Source organism: Arthrobacter sp. JDC6, from assembly GCF_056484025.1.
Map to the genome: position 1 here is coordinate 1,350,193 of NZ_CM151278.1, position 22,914 is coordinate 1,373,106.

Below are 22,914 nucleotides of genomic sequence, written 5' to 3' on the forward strand. Positions count from 1 at the left end.
TGCTCCTGTCACAGTTCCGGCTTACTTGCCCCAGCAGATCTGGGTGGCGTCCGTGGTCGTGATGCTCTTGACGCCGTCAGCCGCCTTGTCGGTGACCAGTTCGACGCCGGTGTTGAAGAAGTCCAGGCCGGCAGAGTTTTCGGGCTTCTTGCCGGTCTTGGCGAGGTCGACGATTGCCTTGACGCCCAGTTCGGCCATCTTGACCGGGTACTGCTGCGCGGTGGCACCGATGATGCCGGACTTGACGTTGTTCACGCCCGCGCAACCGCCATCAACGGAGACCACCAGCACGTCCTTTTCCTTACCTGCAGACTTCAGGGCTTCAAAGGCGCCCGCTGCGGCCGGTTCGTTGATGGTGTAGACGACGTTGATGTTCGGATTCTTGGAGAGCAGCGTTTCCATGGCGGTTCGGCCACCGTCCTCGGCGCCCTGCGAAGCCTGGTTGCCCACGATCTCGTACTCGCCGCCCTTGCCGCCGGTGTACTTTCCGGTCTTGGCTTCGTCGCCGTTCTTCTTCTTGTCGGCGGTGTCAACGCCCAGGCCGGTCAGGAAGCCCTGGTCGCGGTTGTAGTCAACCGAGACAACCTTGTCGTCGAAGAGGTCGATCAGCGCGATGGTGGCCTTCTTGCCGCCCAGCTGCGCCGCGGTCCACTTGCCGATCAGCTCGCCGGCGGCGAAGTTGTCGGTTGCGAAGGTGATGTCGGCGGCATCGGCCGGGTCCGGTGGGGTGTCCAGTGCGATGACGAACAGCCCGGCGTCCTTCGCCTTCTTCAGGGCGTCGACGACGGACGGGCCGTTGGGCGTGATGAGGATGCCTTTGTCGCCCTTGGAGATGGCGTTTTCGATTGCCTGGATCTGGGTGTCTTCGTCGCCGTCGGCCTTTCCTGCCGCGAGCTTGAGGTCGACGCCGTCCGTAGCAGCCGCCTTCTTCGCACCCTCCTGCATGGAGACGAAGAACGGGTTCGACGTGGTCTTCACGATCAGTGAGACACCGATTTTCTCCGAGGAAGTACCGTCGGTGGAGCCTGTTGCGGAAGAGTTGCCCCCGCAGGCCGAGAGGCTGAGGGCGCCCAGGGTCAGGACTGCGCCGATGGCGAGGGAACGAGTAACAGTGTGCCGCGGGGTTTTGGAACTCAACATTGAATCTCCTGGTCTCAGGGCACTTAGCGTGCCTGACAACGATGTCATCGCTCATGTAATCAATGTCACAGGGTAGAGTCAAGTGTGAATCAATGATGAAGAGCGAGGTATTGACAACGATGTCTAATCGTTACCAGTCCGAGGTCAGCACGAACCGACCCACCATGCGCCATGTGGCCGCCTTGGCTGGCGTTGGGATCAAGACTGTTTCCCGGGTGATGAATGACGAGCCCGGCGTTTCGGAGGCCACGCGCCAGCGTGTCCTGGGAGCTTCCCAGCAGTTGCACTACCAATTGGACATGGCGGCGGGGAGCCTGCGTCGCGCCGGCCGAAAGACCTTGTCCATCGGGTTGCTGCTGCCCAGCGTTGCCAACCCTTTCAGCAGCGAAATCCACCGCGCACTGGAAGACGCCCTCACCGAGCGCGGAATCGCCGTGTTCGCTGCAAGCCTCGACGACGACCCCGAGCGGGAGAAGGCCCTGGTGGGAGCGTTCCTCGGGCGCAGGGTGGATGGCCTGGCTCCTGACACCCATTGCCAGGAGCCAGGCCTACGTGATCCCCGAGCACTCCCGGGACCTGCCCCTCGTCTTCATCGACCGCGAGCCGGTGGGGATCGAGGCCGACGCTGTGGTAACCGACAACGCTGCCGGCTCTGCGCGGGCTGCAGCCCATCTCCTCAAGCACGGCCATACCAAACTTGCCTACCTGGGTGACCGCCCTGATATCCAGACTGCCCGCGATCGCCGCAGGGGCTTCATGGAGGAACTCGGCCGGGCGGGCGTTGCCACCGGTTCTGTTCCGGTTCGCGATGGCCTGCACGACGAAGAATCAGCGCGGCTCGCTGCCCACGAACTCCTTGCGTCCGACAACCCGCCTACTGCCATCTTCTCCAGCCAGAACCTCGTGACGTTCGGCGTCATGAGGGCACTGCGTGAACGGGGAGCCAGCCACCGGGTGGCGTTGGTGGGCTTCGACGACTTCACACTCGCCGACATGATGGACCCGGGCATCACCGTCATCGCACAGCATCCTGACCGGATCGGGAAGCTCGCCGCTGAGCGGTTGCTCGCCCGCATGGACGGCGACGACAGCGCTCCCCAGACTTATGTTGTCCCCTCGGAACTGATCGTGCGCGGCTCGGGCGAGCTGCCGCCGTCGAACTGACCCACCCACAACAGAAAGAAGCAAGCCCATGACCAAAACACTGTATGCAGAATTCACCGTCAAGCCCGGAAGCGAAGGACGCGTCGCGGAGATGATGCGGGAACTGACGGAGCGCGTGCGCCGCGAGCCGGGCAACGAACATTTCCTTCCGTATACCCGGGAGTCCAACCCGCGTGAGTACTTCGTATTCGAGGTGTACCGGGACGACGACGCTTTCCAGGAGCACATCACCGCCGAATACGGAGCCACATTCAATGCCGAGCTGGCGCGGCACATCGAAGAGGACGGGTCGGTCCTGACCTGGCTGCAGCCGGTGGAATAGTTTCGCCGGGGGCTTCAGCATGCCCGGCCACCGGATGCCGCCGGCTGGGCATGCTGAAGCCTGCTTTCTCAGCCCCGGGCCTTCCCTCCGGCGTTGACCGCCTTGAGGGACGCCAGGAACATGGCCTGTTTCATCGGTGTGACGGTGAGCGACTTCAACTGCGCAACGCCGCCCTCGGCGAACAGCGCTACCTCCTTGGCTCCGTCCGCAGGGAAGACCTGATCGGTGATTGTCCGCAGTCCGCCTTGGGCGAAGACTTCCACCGAGGACCTGTCCACGTAGATCCGGAGGGTCACATTTCCCTGGGCATCCACGCTGACCGGTGCCGAATCGACCGAGGCAAACAGCGGATGGAAGCCGACATTGCCCGAATTCGCGCGATCGACATAGACCTCTTTTGTGGCGGCGTCGTAACCGACGGCTGTGGACGATGATCCGTTTCCGAATAGGGTGATCCCGGACTTGACCGCAGTGCCGGGAGCGAAGGTCACATCGATCCGCTGCACATCCCCCGACGCCGCGGAAGGCAGGGCATGCGTTCCGGGAGTGATGGTCCCGCCTGCGGTATTCCGGTAACTGGGCGCAGAGGCCAGCCCGTCCACCTGCTTCACTGCCTGCTGCGTCAGCCGCGGGCCGTCCGGCGTTTGCGTCAGGCCGATCTCGCGGGGCAGCGACATCGCGCTGCGCCATGGGAAAGTGGGAATGCTGTTGGCGTAGTCCCAGTTGTTCATCCAGCCGAGCATGACCCGCTTATCTTCGGGCATGTTGCCGAAGGAAACCGAGGCATAGTAGTCGCGGCCATAGTCCAGCCAGTCATAACTGTTGAGGCGCGGCCGGGCCGGCTGCGGGGAAGCGGTGAACTCGTCGGCCAGGATGTGTCCCCAGCCGAACCGGTTGTTGTCCACGACCCTGATCTGCGCTTGGCGGCCGCGGAATTCCGCCACGTTCCACGACGCCCAGTCCAGCACCTCACTGTTCGCACCGGTAGCTGTGCGCACCACTTTGCCATCCACCACCAGGTTCACGGTGGTTTCGTCCGAGCGCGGCACCGCAGCCTGGTCGGTCAGCATGACATGGTCAGCGGTGAGGTGCCCCCAGCCGCCGGTCGCCTGGTCAACGATTCGAAGCCGGGCCTGCTTGCCCGCGAATTCGGAGACATCCCAGCCCTTCCAGTTGAGCGCGCCGGCGTCGTCCCCGGCCAGGGTGCGCACCACGTTCCCGTCCACCAGCAACTGGGCCTCCAGTACTTGCCCGGAGTCCGGGGAACGGTGCCCGCCGCCTACCAGCATGCTCACAAAGTTCCGGGAGAGCGTGAACTCGGGGGAGGTCAGGCTGCCTTGCCGGTCGTCACCCGGGGCCGCGCCTGTTTCGAAGGTGTTGATGCGTTTAGCGCCGATGTAGTAGTCGCCTCCCGCCGTGGCGGGCTGATACGACGGCGCGAGGTCGCCCGTGCCGGTCCAGCCGGCGTCGGCGAGGGTAGTGCCGTCCGGGACCTCGAAGCCATTGAACAGCAGGTCTCCCGGCGGCGGCGTATTGTCCAGCTTGTCGGAGACCCGCGGATGCTGGCCTCCACCCACCAGGAAGTTGATGTAGTCGCTGTCTACGGTAAAGCCAGGCGAGGACATGGACCCCAGGGGCCAGTCGCCGTCGTTGAAGGAATTTATCAAGCCCGCGCCTACGAACCCGCCAACGAGGTTTTGGCCCGGCAGGGTTCCGGCTGCCGGAGCGTCAGTGAAGGGTCCGTTCTTCCAGTTGCCGGGTTCATTGCTCACGGCCCACCCGTTGTATGTGCCGTCGTTGAATCCCGCCACGGGGGTTCCGGAGGGTAGCGCATCGCTGGGTTTCGTGGTCTCCGAGGTAAACGTGACGCCATCGAAGCTGCCCACGAAGTACTGACCCGCCGAGCCGCCAGCCACCCCGCCGGGATTGATATTGATCACCATGACCCATTTGACGTTGTTCGGGTCTCCGTCAACGGCCAGCGGGAAGAGGTCGGGGCATTCCCACAGTCCGCCCGTGGCATTGGCGGGCCCGAATTCGCTCAGGGCCGTCCAGTCCTTGAGGTTGGTTGACTTGTAAAGCAGTACTTTGTGGTCCAGGGCCTCAACGGCCGCCATCACCCAGTAGCCGCCTTCGGCAGTGCTGTACCAAAACACCTTTGGGTCCCGGAAGTTGGCGGAGTTCCGGTTCAGGACCGGGTCCGCACTGTATTTGGTCCAGGTTTGTCCGTCATCAAGGCTGTAGGCCAGCGACTGGGCCTGGAGCCCGCGGTGCGGCGAGGCGTCTTTGTAGGCACTGGTGTAAATCGCAATCAGCGGCGGGTTCTCCGTAGTCCCCAGACCGGATGTATTGTTCTTGTCCACCACAACGCTGCCCGAGAACACGTCCTCCTGGGTATCCGTGGAAATGGCGAGCGGCTGCTCCTGCCAATGAACGAGGTCAGTGGAGGTGGCATGTCCCCAGGACATGTTGCCCCAGGTGTTTCCGGACGGGTTGTGCTGGAAGAAAAGATGGTAGATCCCCTTGTGGTAGACCATTCCGTTGGGATCGTTCATCCAGTTCTTGGCCGGCGAGAAATGGTACGCCGGCCTGTAGGTTTCCTGGCCCAAAGTGCTGCCCGTGGTGGGCCCGGGGGGAGGATTCCCGTCCGACTTCCCTGCAATCGCAGGTCCAGCGCCGGCCAACGCTCCGGTCAATATCAAACCCGTCAGCGTCAGGGCCGAAAGGAGCCGCGTGCTTCCCTTTTGTTTTCTGTGCATTTTGAGGTCGCCCTTCATCGCGCGTTCAGTTAGACAACGATGTCAATACGTGACGGAGCGTAGGTTAAGTCCACGAGACAAGTCAACGAACTCCGGCGGCCGGGCATCGGCAAGGACCTGGCTGCTTTCGAGCCCGTCTGACCGGCACGGCGCTAGACACCGTTGTCATGACAGCGGGCAAGAGGTGGGAACGGACCTGCAGAACCAGCCCCAGCCGGCCTGCGGCAACGGTTGTTGGCTGCGCCGAACGCCCTTCCGGGCTACCGCAAACTTTCGGTGCGCGCCCTAGGCTTGAGGTATGCCCCCATCACGCCATCCGGCGGAACTGAGCCCGAAGAGCGAACCCCACCGGCGGCTTGCCATACGGCCTTACGCCCGCGCCGTGGCCCAGGTCTTGCGGGTCAGTTTCCGTGCATCCCCGGGCGCGGTGATCATGAAGGTGCTCGGCTCGCTGATCTCGGCCGTTCTTCCCCTGGTCACCACCTACTTTGCGTCCCTCACCACCACCGCGCTGGCCGCAGCCTACGCGGGCGACGCCGGAGCCGGACGCGTTGCGATCGTCTACGTCATTGTCACCGCGGCGCTGGGACTCTTCTGGGGCGCCTTCAACAGCGTTGACCGGTACATCCAGCAGTTGATGAGCTTCAAGGTGGGCGCCATTGTGGGCGACCAGATGTATCAGCGTTTCCTCGCCCTCGAATTCTGGCGCTATGACGACAAAGAAACCGTGGACCTCTACGACCGCGCCAAACGGTTCTCCGACTCCTATGCAAGGGTCCTGGACCGCATTGCCGCTATCTTTACGCAGCTCATCTCGGTCATCCTGGCCATCGGCGCCCTGCTGTTGGTCAGCTGGTGGATCGCCGTGATCGTCCTGGTGGCGATCGTGCCCAGCGTGTACCTGCAGTTCAAGCTGTCCAGGGAACAGATTGCGCACTGGAACACGCAGGTGGACTCACGCCGCCAACGCCGGATGATTGAAACCAACCTCCTCCGGCCGCAGCACATTGCCGAGATGCGGCTGTATGGCATTGTCGGTTTCCTCATGGACCTACGCTCCCGGCTCCGGGACGCAGACGAGCGGCGGCGCCTTGACTACCAGCGGCGCTACATCCCCAAGCAGCTGGCCGCCGATGCACTCCAGTACGGTGCGGAGGTGGTGTCGCTGATCTGGGTGGTGGGTCAGATCATTGCCCGTGCCCAGCCCGTGGGCCAGTTCCTCTATGTGCAGCAGATCGTCAGCCGCGCCCTGTCCACCGCGAACAACCTGGTGTCCTCCTTGAGCTCCATTGATGAAGACCTCGCCAACCTGAAGGACTACGAGTTGTTCATGGCAATGCCGGTTCACTCGGAGCACGCGCCGCCGTTGCTGGCAGCGCCGAAGGAAGTCGAGCTGAAGGACATCCGCTTCACGTACACCGGCAGTGACATCGAAGTGATCAGGGGCATCAGCCTGACCATCCGCCAAGGCCAGCACATTGCCATCGTGGGGGAGAACGGTGCCGGCAAGTCCACGCTGATCCGCATCCTGGCCGGCCTTTACCGTCCGGACTCCGGCCAGGTGCTGCTCGACGGCGTGGACCTCGCCGCCGTCGACGTCACCTCCTGGCACCGCCACCTGGCGGTGCTGAGCCAGGAGTTCCTGAAATACGAGTTTGCCACCGCGGCGGAGAACATCTACTTCGGCGACGTTGACTCGCCGCGGGACGATGACCGCATCCGCAAGGCGGCCGCGGATGCCGAGGCGCTCGACTTCATCAATAAGCTGCCCAACGGCCTGGACAACCACGTCAGCAACTGGATGGAGGACCCGCGCGGCCGGAAGGGCAGCGGCCTTTCCGGCGGCCAGTGGCAGCGCCTTGCCATGGCCAGGAACTTCTACCGGGACGCGTCCTTCATGGTGATGGACGAGCCCACCTCCGCCATTGATGCCCTGGCCGAACACCGCATCTTCACCCGGCTCTTCGCGGACCGCAGCAGCACCATCATCGCCATCAGCCACCGGCTTGCCACCATCGAGAAAGCCGACATCGTGTACATGCTGGAGGACGGCGAAATCGTGGAGCAGGGCACGCACAAGGAACTGGTGGCCCTGCACGGCAGGTACTTCAGGATGTTCGAATCCCAGCTGACGGTAGAGGAACCTACAGCAAACTAAGCCTCCACTATGGTGGTGCGCACCCTCGCGACACTGGGCCTGGGCGGGACGCTGCTGAAACCGAAGGTCACGGCGGGCCGGATGGGGGCCAGCGCTCCGGCGTCGGCGCCTTCCCATGAAACGACGGCGGAGGTCACGTGGTGCAAGTCCGTCACCCCGTAAAACTCTGCCCTGCCGCTGCCCGCCGTGCCGTAGGTGCGGGCACCGCGGGCTGCCAGGGCGGCCAGCGGACTGACTGCGGAGAGCCAGCGTGGATGGACTGCAAGTCGCCTGGGAACTGCCTTCAGCGCGGAACCGAGGTAGGTCCTCGCCCCGGTGACTGCCTGGATTGCCAGCGGCCCGGCGTCGACCGCCAACGCGCCGCCGGACAGTCCGGCAGCAACGTCCACCATGCGCACCTCATCAAAGCTGTAGGTCGACGCTATGAAGCCGGCAACGTCGGCGGACGGCGCAAGCAGCAGGCGGTGACCTGAGGGTTCCTGCACCATGACGTCCGAGAAGGTCCCGAAAGGGGACTCCTGCCACATGCCAACCACCGCGCGCAGTCCGGATGTGGTGCCAATGCCGGCGATGTGCCCGTCGAAGATCCAGCGTCTGCCCATCATGCCACTGTAGCCACCGGCCGGGACCAACGGGGCTGCTGGGATAACCTAGAGCAGTGACTTATGAGATCGAGATCGGCCGTGGCAAGCGTGGGCGTCGTGCCTACTCCCTGGATGACATTGCAATCGTCCCCAACCGTCGCACCCGCGACCCCAAGGACGTTTCCGTCTCCTGGCAGATCGACGCCTACCAGTTCGACATGCCGGTGATCGCGGCCCCGATGGACTCCGCCATGTCACCGGCAACGGCCATCGCACTGGGCAAGCTGGGCGGACTGGGCGTCCTTGACCTCGAGGGACTCTGGACCCGGTACGAGGATCCGCAGTCTGTTCTGGATGAAATCGCTGCGCTCCAGGACGAAACCAACAGCCCAGCCGTCACTGGCAGGATGCAGGAGCTGTACCGGGCGCCCATCCAGCCGGAACTCATCACGTCCCGCCTGGCCGAGATCCGCGAGGCCGGCGTCACCGTGGCCGGATCGCTCACCCCGCAGCGCACCCAGGAGCACTACAAGACGGTCGTGGCCGCTGGCGTCGACATCTTCGTCATCCGGGGCACTACCGTCTCCGCCGAGCATGTCTCCAAGAACCACGAACCGCTGAACCTGAAGCAGTTCATCTACGAACTCGACGTCCCCGTCATCGTGGGCGGGGCGGCCGGCTACACCCCGGCGCTGCACCTCATGCGGACCGGCGCGGCTGGTGTGCTGGTGGGCTTCGGGGGCGGCGCAACCACCACCACGCGGCGCGCCCTGGGCATCCACTCGCCCATGGCGTCAGCCATTTCCGACGTCGCGGCCGCCCGCCGGGACTACATGGACGAGTCCGGCGGCCGCTACGTGCACGTCATTGCCGACGGCGGCATGGGCACCTCGGGTGACATCGTCAAGGCCATCGCCATGGGCGCCGACGCCGTCATGCTGGGCAGCGCGCTGGCGCGCGCCGAAGAGGCACCCGGCAAGGGCTGGCACTGGGGCCAGGAGGCGCACCACCTGGAACTGCCGCGCGGTGACCGCGCCAACGTCGGCACCGTGGGTCCGCTGGAGGAAGTCCTCTTCGGGCCCGGCCACCACACCAACGGCACGTCCAACCTCATTGGTGCGCTGCGCCGCTCCATGGCGACCACCGGTTATTCGGACCTCAAAGAATTCCAGCGGGTCGACGTCGTCGTATCGCCCTACGCAGGGAACTGACGCGTTGGACGGGGCAGGGTGGGCGCCGCCCACCCTGCCCAAAGCACGCCGCCAGCAAGTAGTGTGGGTTTACAACCGGCACTAGAGGCACTGGAGGCGTTCAATGAAGAGTGTTCCTGCAAACGGCGGAGCCCTTGGCCCCGAAGCCAGGGAAGCATCCATCCAGCGGTTGCGCGCCACGTCCGAACCCGGCCGGGAACTGGACATCCTGATCGTCGGTGGCGGCATTGTCGGAGCGGGAGCCGCTTTGGACGCCGTGACCCGGGGGCTGAGCGTTGGCATCGTCGAGGCAAGCGACTGGGCTGCCGGCACGTCGTCACGGTCTTCGAAACTCATCCACGGCGGCCTGCGGTACCTGGAGATGCTCGACTTCGCCCTGGTCAAGGAGGCCCTGCAGGAACGCGGGCTGCTGCTCTCCGAAATCGCCCCGCACCTTGCCCGCCCGGTGCCCTTCCTGTATCCGCTCACCAAACCGTTTGTCGAGCGGCCTTACGTGGGCGCCGGCATCGCGCTCTATGACCTCATGTCCATCTCCAGCGGACACAGCCGCGGCGTGCCGTTCCACAAGCACCTGAGCAAGCGCGGCACCCTGCGCGCCGCCCCCAGCCTGAAGAATGATGCCTTCGTGGGATCCATCCGGTACTACGACGGACAGGTGGACGACGCCAAATACGTGGCAAACCTGGTGCGTACCGCTGCGTACTACGGCGCCCACGCCGTGAACCAGATGGCGGTGGTGGACTTCCTGCGCGAGGGCGAGCGGGTGGTCGGAGCCAAGGTGGAGAACCATGAGGACGGGACGCAATTCAGCATCCGGGCCAAGCAGGTCATCAACGCCACCGGAGTCTGGACGGACGAAACCCAGGCCATGGTGACCGACCGGGGCCAGTTGAAGGTCCGTGCCTCCAAGGGCATCCACCTGGTGGTTCCCCGCGACCGCTTCCAATCCACCGTGGGCCTGATCCTGCGCACGGAAAAGTCGGTGCTCTTTGTCATCCCGTGGGGACGGCACTGGATCATCGGCACCACGGACACCGACTGGCACCTGGACAAGGCCCACCCCGCGGCCTCAAGCAAGGACATCGACTACGTCCTGGAGCACGTCAACCAGGTGCTCAAGCGCCCGCTGACCAGGGAGGACGTTGAAGGGGTCTATGCCGGACTCCGGCCGCTGCTTGCCGGTGAAAACGATTCAACCGCCAAGCTGTCCCGCGAGCACGTTGTGGCACACCCTGTCCCCGGCCTGGTGGTGGTGGCCGGCGGCAAGTGGACCACCTACCGGGTCATGGCCAAGGATGCGGTGGACGAGGCCACCCGCACCATGGACGAACGGGTCCCGCCGAGCTGCACGGAAACCATCCCGCTGCTGGGCGCCAGCGGCTTCCGTGCGGCCTGGAACCGCCGGAACCGCACCGCGGAGGAATCCGGGGTCCATGTGGCACGGATCGAGCACCTGCTCAACCGGTACGGCTCCATGACGCCCGAGGTGCTGGCCATCATCGAGCAGAACAAGGAACTTGCCGAGCCCATCCCGGGAGCGGATGACTACCTGCAGGCGGAGGCCGTCTATGCCGCAACCCATGAAGGGGCCCGCCACGTGCAGGACGTCCTGACCCGGCGGACGCGCATTTCCATCGAGGCCTGGGACCGCGGCGTGTCCGCTGCCCCTGTTGTCGCTAAACTGATGGGTGACGTCCTTGGCTGGAGTGACGCGCAGCGTGAAAACGAGGTCCGCCACTACATTGCCCGCGTGGAAGCCGAACGCCTCAGCCAGCAACAGCCGGACGACGAATCCGCAGACGCCGCCCGCCTGGGCGCGGAAAACATCGTGCCCTTGCGCTGAGGGGCCGTTCGCCCTGCACTGCTGACAGAAGGGATACGCCTTGGCGGAACCACTGGACCCGTATGACGCCCACCTCACCACTGCCGACATGGTGATCCTGGAAATGGAAGCGAAGGACAAGACCGACGCCACCACCCAGTTGGCGGAACGGCTGCACGCAGCCGGGCGGATCTCGGATCTTGACGGGTTCCTGAAGAACGTCAATGCCCGCGAGCACCAGCTCGCCACGGGGCTCCCGGGCGGCATCGGGCTGCCGCATGCGCGCAGCGAGTTCGTCTCCCAGACCTCGATCGCGGTGGGGATCGCCAAGTACGGCCATGCCCTGGACTTCGGCGCCGCCGACGGTCCGGCCACGGTGATCCTGCTGATAGCCACCCCCGCCAGTTCCTTTTCGGACCACCTGGAAGTGCTGGCCACCCTGGCACGGTCGCTTTCCAAGGAATCCTTCCGCGAATCGCTGCGGCGCGCCTACGACGCCGAAGTGATCGCCGAACTCATCAACTCCAGCCTGGTGTTCTTCGACCACTAGGTCCGCCCGGACCACCAGGCCCGCGTGTCCGCCCTTTCCAGGTCCGGGCGTCCCCGGCGTTTAGTTGTTCTACAAGAGTACGAAGTACGGTTAAGACGTGTGGAAAACAGCCCTCAAGCCCCGATGGATCGCAGGCTTTGTCTTCGCGATCGCGCTCTCCGGGGTCTTCGTGCTGTTGAGCCAATGGCAGTTCGGCCGCTCCACCCAACCCGAAGTGCCCGTTAATCCGGCCACCGAACAGGTCCAGCCGCTGACAAGCACGCTCCAGCCTGGCGAGTTCTTCCACGGCAGCGTCGCGGACCAGATGGTCACTGCGCAGGGAACGTACAGTGCGGACAAACAGGTCCTGGTTCCCGGCCGGCTCCATGACGGAAAGAGCGGCTACTGGGTGGTCTCGGCCTTCGCCGTGAACGGCGCCCCCACCCTGACCGGAGCCGCCGCAACACCGCAGACCTGGATCCCCGTGGCACGCGGGTGGGTGGCGGAACCGCAGGACGCGGCAGCACCGCCGTCGGGCCTTGTTGAACTGACCGGACGCCTGCTGCCGTCCGAGGCGCCGGTGGCCGGGAAAGCGCCGAAGCCGGGGGAGGCCTCGGCTGTGTCCGTGGCGGAGCTCATCAACTACTGGGACGTGAGCAGCTACCCGGGCTTCGTGTCGGCCACCGCAGAGGTGGTGGGCGGCCAGGACGTGAGTGCCGCGGCCGTACCCGGCAACCTCTTGCCGCTGGACATCGGCCCCCAGCCGCCGGCACAGCACATCAACTGGCTCAACCTCTTCTACTCCATCGAGTGGGTCGTCTTCGCCGGCTTTGCCCTCTTCATCTGGTGGCGGCTGGTCAAGGACGACTACCACCGGGACCTCGAGGAGGCCCTCGATGACGCCGAAGGTTCCGAGCAGGACGAACCGCACGAACCGCACCAGCTTCCCCCGCACCAGCCTGACCAGCACCAGCAGCCTGACCAGTCCCAGCAGAAGGTACAGCCATGATTGATCCGAAACCGGCCACCCCGTCCCCGCAGGCTCCCGGCGGCAAGACGTCCGGCAGGAAGCGCCGCTTCGGCGGCACCGAGGCCCAGATCCGGTCGGCCCTGAAGTTCTATAGGGTCATGGCCTACCTCACCGGCACCATGCTGCTCCTGCTGTGCGCTGAACTCGTGGCCCGGTACGGCTTCGGGCAGTACCTGTTCGCCGGCGGCACCAACGCCGTGACCGGCCAGCCGTTCGGTTTCGGGTTCGCGGACGCCGAGCCGCCGGGAGTACTGAACGGCGTGAACGTCTCTGTTACGGTCCTGATCGTGCACGGCTGGATGTACGTCGTCTACCTGATCTCCAACTTCCGCTTGTGGTCCCTGATGCGCTGGCCCTTCCTGAAGCTGGTCCTGCTGGCCCTTGGCGGCGTGGTGCCGTTCCTGTCCTTCATCGTCGAGAAGAAGTTCCACGCCGAGGCGGAGGCCGAACTCGCTGCCAACCCGCAGGCTCCGCAGCGGTACTAGCCCTCCGGGCTGCCGGCCGCTGAGGTGCCTGGCCCCTCGCGGCGGCCGCCCGCCGTCGTACGTCTGCTCCGTCACAGCACGGCGTCTCAAGGTGCGCCGGTGCAACGGCGCCAAGTAGGCTATTACGGTGACTACTCCCACTGCATCCCAAACTTCCCAGAAGCCGGTGCTGGTTGTTGATTACGGTGCCCAGTACGCGCAGCTGATTGCCCGCCGCGTCCGGGAAGCGAATGTGTATTCGGAAGTGGTTCCGCATACCTACACCACCGAGCAGCTCCTGGCCAAGAATCCCGCCGCCATCATCCTGTCCGGCGGACCTTCCAGCGTCTATGCCGACGGCGCCCCGAGCGTGGGTGCCGACCTCTTCGAAGCCGGCGTCCCCGTCTTTGGCATCTGCTACGGCTTCCAGGCCATGGCCAACGCCCTGGGCGGCAAGGTGGACAAGACCGGCCTGCGGGAGTACGGATCCACCGAAACCACCATCCTCGGTGACAGCCGCTCGGTGCTTGAGGGCATGCCCCAGCACCAGAAGACCTGGATGAGCCACGGCGACTCCGTCCACCAGGCGCCGGAAGGCTTCGAAGTCCTGGCGACGACGGCGGGCGCGGAGGTAGCTGCCTTCGCCAACGAGGAAAAGGGTCTCTTCGGCGTGCAGTGGCACCCGGAGGTCAAGCACTCCGCCTACGGCCAGCAGGTGCTGGAGAACTTCCTGTTCAACTGCGCCAAGCTCGAGCCCAACTGGACCACCGGCAACATCCTGGAAGAGCAGGTGGAACGCATCCGCCAGCAGGTGGGGGATGCACGGGTCATCTGCGGCCTCTCCGGCGGCGTGGACTCCGCAGTGGCGGCAGCCCTGGTCCAGCGTGCCGTAGGCGACCAGCTCACCTGCGTGTTCGTGGACCACGGACTCCTGCGTGAAGGCGAAGCGGAGCAGGTGGAGCGCGACTTCGTGGCCGCCACCGGCGTGAAGCTGTACGTCGCCAACGAACAGGAACGCTTCCTCTCGGCCCTGGCAGGCGTCAGCGATCCGGAAACCAAGCGCAAGATCATCGGCCGCGAGTTCATCCGCGCCTTTGAGGAAGCCGAACTGGCCATCATCGCCGAGGCCGCTGCCCACGGCGAGAAGATCAAGTTCCTGGTCCAGGGCACCCTGTACCCGGACGTCGTCGAATCCGGCGGCGGCGAAGGTGCCGCGAACATCAAGAGCCACCACAACGTGGGCGGCCTCCCCGAGGACCTGCAGTTCGAGCTCGTTGAGCCGCTGCGCGCCCTGTTCAAGGACGAGGTCCGCGCAGTGGGTGCCCAGCTGGGGCTGCCGCAGGAAATCGTTGGCCGCCAACCGTTCCCCGGCCCCGGCCTGGGCATCCGGATTGTCGGCGAAGTGACGAAGGAGCGGCTGGACCTGCTGCGCAGGGCAGACGCCATTGCACGCGCCGAACTCACGGCAGCCGGCCTGGACAACGAGGTCTGGCAGATGCCCGTCGTCCTGCTGGCGGACGTCCGCAGCGTGGGCGTCATGGGCGACGGCCGTACCTACGGCCACCCCATCGTGCTTCGCCCCGTCTCCTCCGAGGACGCCATGACAGCCGACTGGTCGCGGCTGCCCTACGATCTCCTGGCCCGGATCTCCGGCCGGATCACCAACGAGGTGGACGGCGTCAACCGGGTGGTCCTGGACGTCACCAGCAAGCCGCCGGGAACCATCGAATGGGAATAGCATCCTAAGTGGCCGGCCTCCGCCAGCGGGGGCCGGCCGCTGCTTTTCCCGGATGAATCCCGGCAATTTCCCGTGCTCCAGTGTTGCGGTCGCTCAAGTCCGGCGCCGAAGCGGCTACTCTCGAATCTATGCCGGTATGGTCCAGGACGTCACGTGCAAGCGCAGAAAAGAAGGCAGAAGTGTCAGTTGGTCAAGGCCACCCGGAAGGCTCGGAAGAGCTTCGCAAATGGCTGTCCGGGCTTAAACCCGTTACCGGCGCGGACACGATGCTGCGCTTCACCAAGACACCCGAAGGCTCCATCGACCTTACGTCGGCACACCCCTCCGGGCTCGCCCAGCTCATGGCCGGGCGCCGCACACGCCTGTCCACCCTGATCCGTGACCGGCAGCAGTATGTGGTGGCGGCCCGCGCTTCGCGCAACATCCGGTCCAAGATCTTCGAGCTCGCCAACGACCGCGGCATCGATGCCGGCTACCTGTCCGCCGGCACTGTGGTGTGGACGTCAGCCGTCGGCGGCAAACCCCAGCGGGTGTCCGCTCCGGTCATGCTGACCGCCATCTCCCTCACGGTACGGCCGGGGGAGGACGACTTCGAACTGCAGCTCACCGAGCAGGCGCACATCAACCCGGCCCTGGTGCGGCACCTGAAGAACATCCACGGGATCGTCTTTGACGTCAACGCCGTGACCCGCCTCGCCTACAGCACCGCCCGGTTCGACCCCCAGCCTGTCCTGGACCGGCTGGCCACCCTGATCCGGCCCATCCACGGCGCGGAAACCCAGCACAACCTGCTCGTTTCCACGTTCGCCGACCTCTCCGGCAACCTCGACGATCCCTGGATCAACGACTCCCATCCCCTTGTGTCCGCGCTGGCAACTGCTGCCGGCGGCGAAGTGGTGGACGTGGAGGAACCCGACCCCTCCCGCTTCCCCCACCTGGACAACAGGCACCCCAAGGACGAGCTGCTGCTGCTGGATGCGGACACTGACCAGCAGTACGTCGTGGACGCGGCCCGCGCCGGAGACTCCCTGGTGGTCAGCAGTCCGCCCGGCACCGGGCAGACCCAGACGGCCATCAACACCATCGGTGCCCTGGTGGACGCCGGCAAGACTGTCCTGGTGGTGGGCGACCGCCGCGCCAGCCTCAACGAGGTCTCCGGGCATCTGGAGTCGCTGGGGCTGGAGTCCATCCTGTTCCAGCTCTCCGGAAACGTCACGGCGCAGCAGCTGAAGGGCCAGCTGCTCCGGGCGATCGTGCGCAACGAAAAATCACTGGAACCCCAGCTCGGGAACCTCCACAACACCCTGGTGGAACACCGGCACGCCCTCATGGACCACGTGGCGTCGCTCCACAACGTTCGCGAGCGTTGGGGCTGCTCGCCCTACCAGGCCATGCAGTCACTCGCGGAGCTCACCTCCATCCACCCCGCGCCCGCCACCACCGTCCGGCTCAAGCGCAGCGTCCTGGACAGTATCCGGGACCGTGAGGAGCTGGCCGGCAGGCTCAGGCGCGCCGCGGAACTGGGCAGCTTCAGTAAGGCGGCCACCACCAGCCCCTGGCACGGGGCCCGGCTGCTGACCCGCAAGGAGACGGAGGAAGCCCAGGACCTGGTCCGCTCCGTCGCCAAGAGCCTTCCCCTCCTCCGCGACCGCATGGACGCCGTTGCGGAGCACGCCGAAATCCGCCTGGGCGAATCATTCGCCGAGTGGGGCGAGCAGCTGGAACTGCTGGTCGCCGTCCGCGGAAGCCTGGACAAGTTCACCCCGGACATCTTTGACCGGCCCGTGACGGACCTAATTTCCGCCACCGCGCCGTCCGCCTGGCGGCGTGAGCGCGGCATCGAGCTGACTGCCATGCAGCGCTCAAGGCTGCGCCGGGTCGCCAAGGAATACGTGCGCCCGGGCGTCCACATCGCAGACCTGCACTCATCCCTGGTGCTGGTGCAGGAGCAGCGCGCCCTGTGGGCGGGCTACGCCACCACGCAGCGGCACCCCGCCGTACCTTCCGGCCTGGCCGAAATGATTGCCATGTACCGGTCCCTGGACGGCGAACTGGCACAGCTGGGTGAGGCGCTGCGGCACACGGAAGGCGGCGGCTCGCTGTCCACCGTTCCCTACGCGCGGCTGATGGAACGCCTGGAGCGCCTGGTGGCGGACACCGACACGCTTAAGACCCTGCCCGAGCGCACCCTCCTGGTCGAGAACATGCGCGAACACGGCCTGGGCGAGCTCCTGGCCGACCTCGCCGAGCGGGAAGTCCCGGAGGGATCCGTTGCCGCCGAGCTGGAGCTGGCCTGGTGGCAGTCCGCGCTTGAGGCAATGATCAGCGGTGACGACTACCTGGCCATGTCCGACGGCGACGCGCTGCGCCAGCTTGAGGCAGAGTACCGGCTGGCGGACAACGCCCACGTTGCCAGCGGCGCCGCCCGCCTGCGGTGGGACCTGGCGGAACGGTGGCGCACAGCCATCGCTGCCCAGCCCCGCCAGGCCGACCTGCTGCGGAGCCTGCTCAAGGACGGCCGGGTCTCCCTGCCGGCCCTTACCGCACAGGCTCCGGACCTGATCGGCACCCTGGTTCCCGTCTGGTCTGTCAGCCCGTACCTGATGACGGGCCTGCTTCCGGCGGAACAGCACTTCGACGCCGTCGTAATCCTCGATGCGGAAGCCACCTCGCTTCAGGCTGTCCTGCCGGCAATCGCCCGTGCACGGCAGGTGATTGCCTTTGGCGACTCGCGCATTGCCACGCCGCGGACCTTCACCGTCGGGGTGGAACGGCTGGCGCCCGGCGAGTCGGCCCACCACCGGGTGGAAAGTGCCTTCACGGCATTGTCTGCCGTGCTTCCGGTGTGGCGGCTCAACGTGGTGTACCGGGCGGTGGACGAGGACCTGGTCCTTCAGCTGAGCAAGAACTTTTACGACGGCGGCCTGCGCCGGCTGCCGGAAGGCCAGTCGGCCACGGGGCTGGACCGGTCGCTGCTGGTGGAATACCTGCCGGACGGCACGGGCCTGCCCAGTGCCGGCGACGAAGGCGTGGAGTCCGTGGTGGCCGAGGTCAACCGCGTGGTGGAGCTCGTCTTCGAACACGCCCGCCTGCGCCCGCGAACGTCGCTGGCAGTGGTTACCGCAAGCCTGCGGCACGCCGCCAGGATTGGTGAATCCATCAGGCTCCAGCTGTCCAACCAGCCGGGCCTGGCCGGCTTCTTCGGCGCCGGGCCGGAATCTTTCCGGGTAGTTGACCTTGAACGCGCCCAAGGCCTGGTCCGCGACCACGTCATTTTCTCGCCCGGATTTGGGCGGACCCCGCACGGCCGCGCCCTGCACAACTTCGGGCCGCTCTCCGCGGAGGGCGGCCGGGAGAAGTTTGCCCTGGCCATGACCCGGGCGCGCCGTTCCATGCACGTGCTCACCTGCTTCCGGCCGGAGGACCTGGACCACACCAGGCTCACCCACGGGGCGGTGGATCTTTATACTCTGCTGGACCGGGAAATTTCCGGCAACACCGATCTCGGGACTCCCGCGTCCCGTGCCGCGGCCAGCGAGCAGGCGCTGGGAGCGGACCCGCTGGTAGCGGACCTGGGGGACCGGTTGCGGGCCCGTGGCGCCAGGGTCTGGCACCAGTACGACGGCGCCATCGACGTGGTTGCCGCGGCGGATCCCCTGAACACCATGGGCCAGGACGACCCCGACCTCCCGCGGCCCGTGGCCATCGAATCCGACGGCACGGCCCAGTACCGCACCATGAGCGTGCGTGAGCGCAGCAGGCTGCGGCCGCAACTGCTGGAACGCCTGGGATGGCGGTACATGCCCCTGTGGACCATCGAGGTCTTCACGGACCCCTCGTCCTGCGCGGACCGCATCGCCGGTTACCTGGGACTTGAGAAGATGGTGCTTCCGGGCCGGACCACGTCCAGCACAGGATTCCTGGACGATGACTTCAACCACGCACTTCACGGAATTGATGGGGCGCCTGCTGTCGGTGTTTCCTACCTGCCTTCCGAGGCTGTCAGCCAAGGCCGGCGCGCCCAGGTGACAAGGGAAGCGGGTGCCACGACGAGAGAAGACCGGCCTGGGAAAGACAGGCCCGAGGAAGACATGCGCCAGAACGAGAACAACACCCGGAACACGAACGACCTGAACAGGAACGACGACCTGGATAAGAACGGCGGCTCGAACAGGAACGACGACCTGGATAAGAACGGCGGCTCGAACAGGAGCGGGGCCGCAGCCGGAACTGACCGCGGTGCCGCTCCCGCGGATTCCGCAGCGCCGGTGCCTTCTCCGGGGGCGCGGCCGGCAGCGGGGGGCACCGACGAGATCCTCCCGAGCAAGGCGGCGGAAGACGACGCCCGCAGCTGGGGTGACCGGGAGGACGATCACGATACCTGGTTGAAGGAACAGAAACCGCCGCACTGGGGCTGACCCACATCATCCGGGCCACGCTTGAGGTCAGGGCGGCCCGACCAGGACGAAGAACAGCCTGCCCTGGGTGGAGGCGCCGGCCAGGCGCAGTGATTGTTCGGCGGTGGCTGCCACCACGATCAGTCCATCGGTCTCGGTGGTGCCGAGCCATTGACCCCCTTGGCCGCCGTTGTTCGAGGTCCACAGCACCGGGACGGCAGACGCCAGGACCTCAGAGGGACCCTTCTGGTCGAACCCGTTGGCTGATGTCAGCACAATGTTGACCAGCTGGCCGGGGGAGACCAGCTGGATGGATGAGGCATCCGCCATCCGCAGGGGAACCGCGGCCGAACCGGGGGGCGTCCCTGCCAGGAGCCCGGGGCCCAGCAGCTGGGCGTCGGTGAGGAGCTGGCCCTTCCGCAGCGGCGCTGCGAGCTGCTTGCCTGCGGTTGCGGATCCATCCCGGAGGAAGCCGTCGGTCACCATCCCGGGCGGCACCTGGACCTGGGCCAGGTCTGCTGCCGTTACCGTTGTTCCCGCGGGCAGGTCCCGGGCAGCGGACAGCGCCGTGACGGTGGTGAGCGGGGCGGGAGTGAGTTGCTGGACAGCGATTGCTGCAGCTGCGCACAAGAGCAGGGCCGCTACGAGGCGTCGGTTGCGGCTGAGCCAGCCGGCAAACCGCGAGTGCAGGGGACGCCGTCCGGGGCGGCGGGGGATGTTACGGGCACCTGCAGCATGGACATGGCCGGGGAACCGGAGACCGTCGCGGCGACGTCGGAAGAGTACTGGCATGCGCCCACGCTAGGTGACGCCAAAGCGGCACGGGAGCCCGGACGGCGGCTATGTGGACAAAGGCGGCCGGACGCAGGAAGCGTCCGGCCGCCGTCGTAAAGTCCTGGGCTGCTTAGCTGGCGGCAGCTGCTGCCGGCGCCGACGCGGCGGGGGTGGCAGCGGGCGTCGCTGCGGGTGCGGGGGAGACGGAGCTGCCCTTGGAATCGCGGGAATCCGTGCGGTAGAAACCCGAGCCCTTGAAGACGACACCGACGCTGTTGAACTTCTTGCGCAACGTGCCCTCGCATTCCGGGCAGGACGTCAGGCTGCTGTCCGAGAACGACTGGACAATGTCGAAGGCGTGGCCGCAATCCTTGCAGGCGTAAGCATATGTTGGCACTGGTGCTCCTCCTCTTGGGCAAACGAGAGGTCCCGTGCTGCCACCGGGTAAACCGTTAGCAGTCGCAGGGCCTGAGTGCTAATTCTATCACTGTGCCCGAATGGACGGGCTCAGGCGTTGCCCGCCAATGGCCGGTATCCGGACGGGGCCAGGACGGCCGGGACCGGTCGGTCGAACTTCTCGGCCGGTATCCGGCCGGCGGGCAGCAATTCGTCATCGTAGATAACAGCGGCCAGGGGAATTTCCTTCCCTGCCGTAGCCAGGTGCCCCAGGAATTTGTCGTAGTAGCCTCCGCCCTGCCCGATCCTGTTGCCGGCGAGGTCCACTGCGGTGGCCGGAATAAAGAGCACCGCTGCGGCACCGGCCGTTTCCGGCCCGTGACGGTGCCCCGTGGGCTCCAGGATTGGTGCATATTTGCTGCGCTCGAAGCTGGTCTCCGGCGTCCAGAACACCCAGCTCAATTCGCGGCCTTCCTCGCACACCGGAAGCAGTACCTGATAGCCGCTGCGATGCAGGGCGTTGATCAGGGGCAGGGTGGGCGGTTCGTGTCCCACGCCAAGGTACACGCAGGCTATCGAGGCCTGCTTCCCTGTGACCGTCCCCGCCCATGCTTCCCCATGGACGGCCAGGGCCGCGCCGGCAGCTTCGAGCTGCGCCGGCGTCAGCGCTGCCCGCCGCCGGCGGTGGGCGGCCCTGATGCCGTCCTTGACTGCGTTGGTCTCCTGCAGCATGGTGTCCTTCCTGCAATGCCCCGTATTGGGAGGTTCTTCCCGCACCGGCACGGGCTTGCCGCTCCGGTGGTTACTGAAATGCTTGACGCTGACGTTAGATTAGACCGGTGAACACCAGTAACCCCAGAGTCCGCAAAGCCGTCATTCCCGCCGCGGGCCTGGGCACCAGGTTCCTGCCAGCCACCAAGGCGATGCCCAAGGAAATGCTCCCCGTCGTGGACAAGCCTGCCATCCAGTATGTGGTGGAGGAAGCCGTCCACGTGGGCCTCCACGACATCCTGATGATTACGGGCCGCAACAAGCGGGCCCTGGAAGACCACTTCGACCGCGTGCCGTCCCTTGAGTCAACGCTCGAGGACAAAGGGGACACGGAGAAGCTGGCGTCCATCCAGGCGGCCAGCCAGTTGGGTGACATCCACTACGTCCGGCAGGGCGACCCCCACGGCCTGGGCCATGCGGTGCTCCGCGCAAAACAGCACGTGGGTGACGAAGCCTTCGCTGTCCTGCTGGGAGATGACCTGATTGACGCCCGCGACGAACTGCTCAGCACGATGATTGACGTCCAGGCCAAAACCGGTGGGTCCGTCGTCGCCCTGATTGAAGTGGAGCCGTCGGAGATCAGCGCCTACGGCTGTGCGGACATCCAGGACATCGACGGCGAAGACTACGTCCGCGTCAACCGGCTGGTGGAAAAGCCGTCACCCGAGGAAGCGCCCTCCAACCTGGCCCTGATCGGGCGTTATGTCCTGCACCCCGCCGTGTTCGGCGTCCTTGAACACACCGAACCGGGCCGGGGCGGGGAAATCCAGTTGACGGATGCCCTCCAGGAACTTGCCTCCGGTGATGGTGAAGGGCACGGGGTGTACGGGGTCGTGTTCCGGGGCCGGCGCTACGACACCGGCGACAAACTCAGCTACCTCAAGGCCTGCATCCAGCTCGCCATCGACAGCGACGACCTGGGCCCGGGCCTGCGGGAATGGCTGCCAGGTTTCACCTCGGACCTTTCCCGCTAGCGCCATGCGCAGTGGTCCCATCTGGCCGGTCACCCTGGAGTGCGGCGACTTGGTCCTGCGGCCCATCCGGTACCGCGACAAGAATGAATGGATGGAGGTGCGCTCGCGCAACAGTGAGTGGCTGCAGCCGTGGGAGGCCTCCAATCCGGATCCGGGCGGTGGGCTGCCCGATTACCGGCACATGGTCCGGTCGCTCAAAGTGCAGGCCGCGCAGGCCACAGCTTTGCCCTTCCTTATTACCGAGTGGAGGCCGGGCCTCAGCAGCCCCGCCATCGTGGGCCAGTTGACCGTGTCGTCAATCGTGTGGGGTTCGGCCATGATGGCAACCCTTGGCTACTGGGTTGACCAGGCACGGGCTGGACGGGGGATCGCCCCCACCTCCGTGGCGTTGGTGACGGACCACTGCTTCAGGACCCTCGGCCTGCACCGGATGGAAATCAATATCCGGCCCGAGAACGGACCCAGCCTGCGGGTGGTGGAAAAGCTGGGATTCCGGGACGAGGGGTACCGGCCCCGTTTCCTGCACATCAACGGCAAATGGGCCGACCACCGTTCCTTCGCCCTCACCGCGGAAGAAGTCCCGGAGGGCCTGCTGGGCCCCTGGCTGGCCTCGCGCCGGTCATAAATCCAACGGTTTGCCAGAGGGGGCACGACACACCGGGGCTAATGCGGCCTGAGCAG

At 65.8% G+C, this 22,914-nt stretch carries 17 protein-coding genes and 1 pseudogene; 12 read left to right on the forward strand and 6 right to left on the reverse strand.

The window, feature by feature from the left end:
• Positions 1-21: 21 nt before the first annotated feature.
• The gene (locus tag ACV095_RS06350) at positions 22-1,140 is read right to left on the reverse strand and encodes a substrate-binding domain-containing protein (protein ID WP_018769215.1); all 1,119 of its coding nucleotides are present in this window, start codon (positions 1,138-1,140) and stop codon (positions 22-24) included.
• Positions 1,141-1,304: 164 nt separating this feature from the next.
• On the opposite strand from ACV095_RS06350, the pseudogene ACV095_RS06355 reads away from it, so the two are divergent.
• Positions 1,305-2,304 (forward strand): annotated as a pseudogene (locus ACV095_RS06355) (LacI family DNA-binding transcriptional regulator).
• A gap of 28 nt (positions 2,305-2,332) precedes the next feature.
• A complete protein-coding gene (locus ACV095_RS06360) occupies positions 2,333-2,626 on the forward strand; it encodes a putative quinol monooxygenase (protein WP_018769217.1) in 294 nt (97 codons plus the stop codon).
• Between the two features lie 68 nt (positions 2,627-2,694).
• On the opposite strand, the gene ACV095_RS06365 is transcribed toward ACV095_RS06360, so the two are convergent.
• Complete coding sequence (locus ACV095_RS06365) at positions 2,695-5,181, reverse strand: GH32 C-terminal domain-containing protein (RefSeq protein ID WP_478223138.1); 2,487 nt, start codon at positions 5,179-5,181, stop codon at positions 2,695-2,697.
• Between the two features lie 502 nt (positions 5,182-5,683).
• On the opposite strand from ACV095_RS06365, the gene ACV095_RS06370 reads away from it, so the two are divergent.
• Entirely contained in the window at positions 5,684-7,543 is a 1,860-nt protein-coding gene (locus ACV095_RS06370) for an ABC transporter ATP-binding protein (protein WP_478223139.1), read from the forward strand.
• On the opposite strand, the gene ACV095_RS06375 is transcribed toward ACV095_RS06370, so the two are convergent.
• On the reverse strand, positions 7,540-8,145 hold the full coding sequence (locus tag ACV095_RS06375; RefSeq protein WP_478223425.1) for a hypothetical protein: 606 nt from the start codon (positions 8,143-8,145) through the stop codon (positions 7,540-7,542). The two genes, ACV095_RS06370 and ACV095_RS06375, sit on opposite strands and share 4 nt — an antisense overlap.
• A gap of 56 nt (positions 8,146-8,201) precedes the next feature.
• Between ACV095_RS06375 and ACV095_RS06380 the strand changes: the two genes are divergently transcribed.
• The 7 genes from ACV095_RS06380 to ACV095_RS06410 all read left to right on the forward strand — a co-directional run bounded on the left by ACV095_RS06380 (position 8,202) and on the right by ACV095_RS06410 (position 19,339).
• On the forward strand, positions 8,202-9,338 hold the full coding sequence (locus ACV095_RS06380; RefSeq protein ID WP_018769221.1) for a GuaB3 family IMP dehydrogenase-related protein: 1,137 nt from the start codon (positions 8,202-8,204) through the stop codon (positions 9,336-9,338).
• Positions 9,339-9,441: 103 nt separating this feature from the next.
• Complete coding sequence (locus tag ACV095_RS06385) at positions 9,442-11,181, forward strand: glycerol-3-phosphate dehydrogenase/oxidase (RefSeq protein ID WP_056394166.1); 1,740 nt, start codon at positions 9,442-9,444, stop codon at positions 11,179-11,181.
• Positions 11,182-11,221: 40 nt separating this feature from the next.
• Entirely contained in the window at positions 11,222-11,710 is a 489-nt protein-coding gene (locus ACV095_RS06390; RefSeq protein WP_056394163.1) for a PTS sugar transporter subunit IIA, read from the forward strand.
• Positions 11,711-11,807: 97 nt separating this feature from the next.
• A complete protein-coding gene (locus tag ACV095_RS06395) occupies positions 11,808-12,698 on the forward strand; it encodes an SURF1 family protein (protein ID WP_056394160.1) in 891 nt (296 codons plus the stop codon).
• Entirely contained in the window at positions 12,695-13,204 is a 510-nt protein-coding gene (locus tag ACV095_RS06400; protein WP_056394158.1) for a DUF3817 domain-containing protein, read from the forward strand. Before ACV095_RS06395 ends, ACV095_RS06400 begins: the two co-directional genes overlap by 4 nt.
• A 127-nt stretch (positions 13,205-13,331) precedes the next feature.
• Entirely contained in the window at positions 13,332-14,921 is a 1,590-nt protein-coding gene (guaA, locus tag ACV095_RS06405) for a glutamine-hydrolyzing GMP synthase (RefSeq protein WP_134163744.1), read from the forward strand.
• 128 nt (positions 14,922-15,049) lie between these two features.
• Positions 15,050-19,339 (forward strand): AAA family ATPase, encoded by a 4,290-nt coding sequence (locus ACV095_RS06410; RefSeq protein ID WP_478223140.1) that lies wholly within the window; start codon positions 15,050-15,052, stop codon positions 19,337-19,339.
• 27 nt (positions 19,340-19,366) lie between these two features.
• On the opposite strand, the gene cpaB is transcribed toward ACV095_RS06410, so the two are convergent.
• The 3 genes from cpaB to ACV095_RS06425 form a co-directional block, all read right to left on the reverse strand.
• Positions 19,367-20,110 carry a Flp pilus assembly protein CpaB gene (gene cpaB / locus ACV095_RS06415; RefSeq protein ID WP_081620190.1) on the reverse strand — a complete coding sequence of 248 codons (744 nt, stop codon included), beginning with the start codon at positions 20,108-20,110 and terminating at the stop codon, positions 19,367-19,369.
• 112 nt (positions 20,111-20,222) lie between these two features.
• A complete protein-coding gene (locus ACV095_RS06420) occupies positions 20,223-20,489 on the reverse strand; it encodes an FmdB family zinc ribbon protein (protein ID WP_018769229.1) in 267 nt (88 codons plus the stop codon).
• Between the two features lie 110 nt (positions 20,490-20,599).
• Positions 20,600-21,220 (reverse strand): 5-formyltetrahydrofolate cyclo-ligase, encoded by a 621-nt coding sequence (locus tag ACV095_RS06425; RefSeq protein WP_478223141.1) that lies wholly within the window; start codon positions 21,218-21,220, stop codon positions 20,600-20,602.
• Positions 21,221-21,327: 107 nt separating this feature from the next.
• Here ACV095_RS06425 and galU point away from each other — a divergent pair, with 107 nt between their 5' ends.
• The gene (gene galU, locus ACV095_RS06430) at positions 21,328-22,233 is read left to right on the forward strand and encodes a UTP--glucose-1-phosphate uridylyltransferase GalU (protein WP_018769231.1); all 906 of its coding nucleotides are present in this window, start codon (positions 21,328-21,330) and stop codon (positions 22,231-22,233) included.
• A 4-nt stretch (positions 22,234-22,237) separates the two neighbouring features.
• Positions 22,238-22,858: a GNAT family N-acetyltransferase gene (locus tag ACV095_RS06435; RefSeq protein WP_018769232.1), complete on the forward strand. Its 621-nt coding sequence runs from the start codon at positions 22,238-22,240 to the stop codon at positions 22,856-22,858.
• The last annotated feature ends 56 nt before the right edge of the window (positions 22,859-22,914 follow it).

Coding starts and splice junctions, on each gene's coding strand:
- ACV095_RS06360 (WP_018769217.1), top strand. CDS start 2,333: ATGACCAAAACACTGTATGCAGAATTCACCGTCAAGCCCGGAAGCGAA.
- ACV095_RS06410 (WP_478223140.1), top strand. CDS start 15,050: ATGCCGGTATGGTCCAGGACGTCACGTGCAAGCGCAGAAAAGAAGGCA.
- ACV095_RS06400 (WP_056394158.1), top strand. CDS start 12,695: ATGATTGATCCGAAACCGGCCACCCCGTCCCCGCAGGCTCCCGGCGGC.
- ACV095_RS06385 (WP_056394166.1), top strand. CDS start 9,442: ATGAAGAGTGTTCCTGCAAACGGCGGAGCCCTTGGCCCCGAAGCCAGG.
- ACV095_RS06425 (WP_478223141.1), bottom strand. CDS start 21,220: ATGCTGCAGGAGACCAACGCAGTCAAGGACGGCATCAGGGCCGCCCAC.
- cpaB (WP_081620190.1), bottom strand. CDS start 20,110: ATGCCAGTACTCTTCCGACGTCGCCGCGACGGTCTCCGGTTCCCCGGC.
- ACV095_RS06435 (WP_018769232.1), top strand. CDS start 22,238: ATGCGCAGTGGTCCCATCTGGCCGGTCACCCTGGAGTGCGGCGACTTG.
- ACV095_RS06370 (WP_478223139.1), top strand. CDS start 5,684: ATGCCCCCATCACGCCATCCGGCGGAACTGAGCCCGAAGAGCGAACCC.
- ACV095_RS06350 (WP_018769215.1), bottom strand. CDS start 1,140: ATGTTGAGTTCCAAAACCCCGCGGCACACTGTTACTCGTTCCCTCGCC.
- ACV095_RS06365 (WP_478223138.1), bottom strand. CDS start 5,181: ATGAACGATCCCAACGGAATGGTCTACCACAAGGGGATCTACCATCTT.
- ACV095_RS06375 (WP_478223425.1), bottom strand. CDS start 8,145: ATGGGCAGACGCTGGATCTTCGACGGGCACATCGCCGGCATTGGCACC.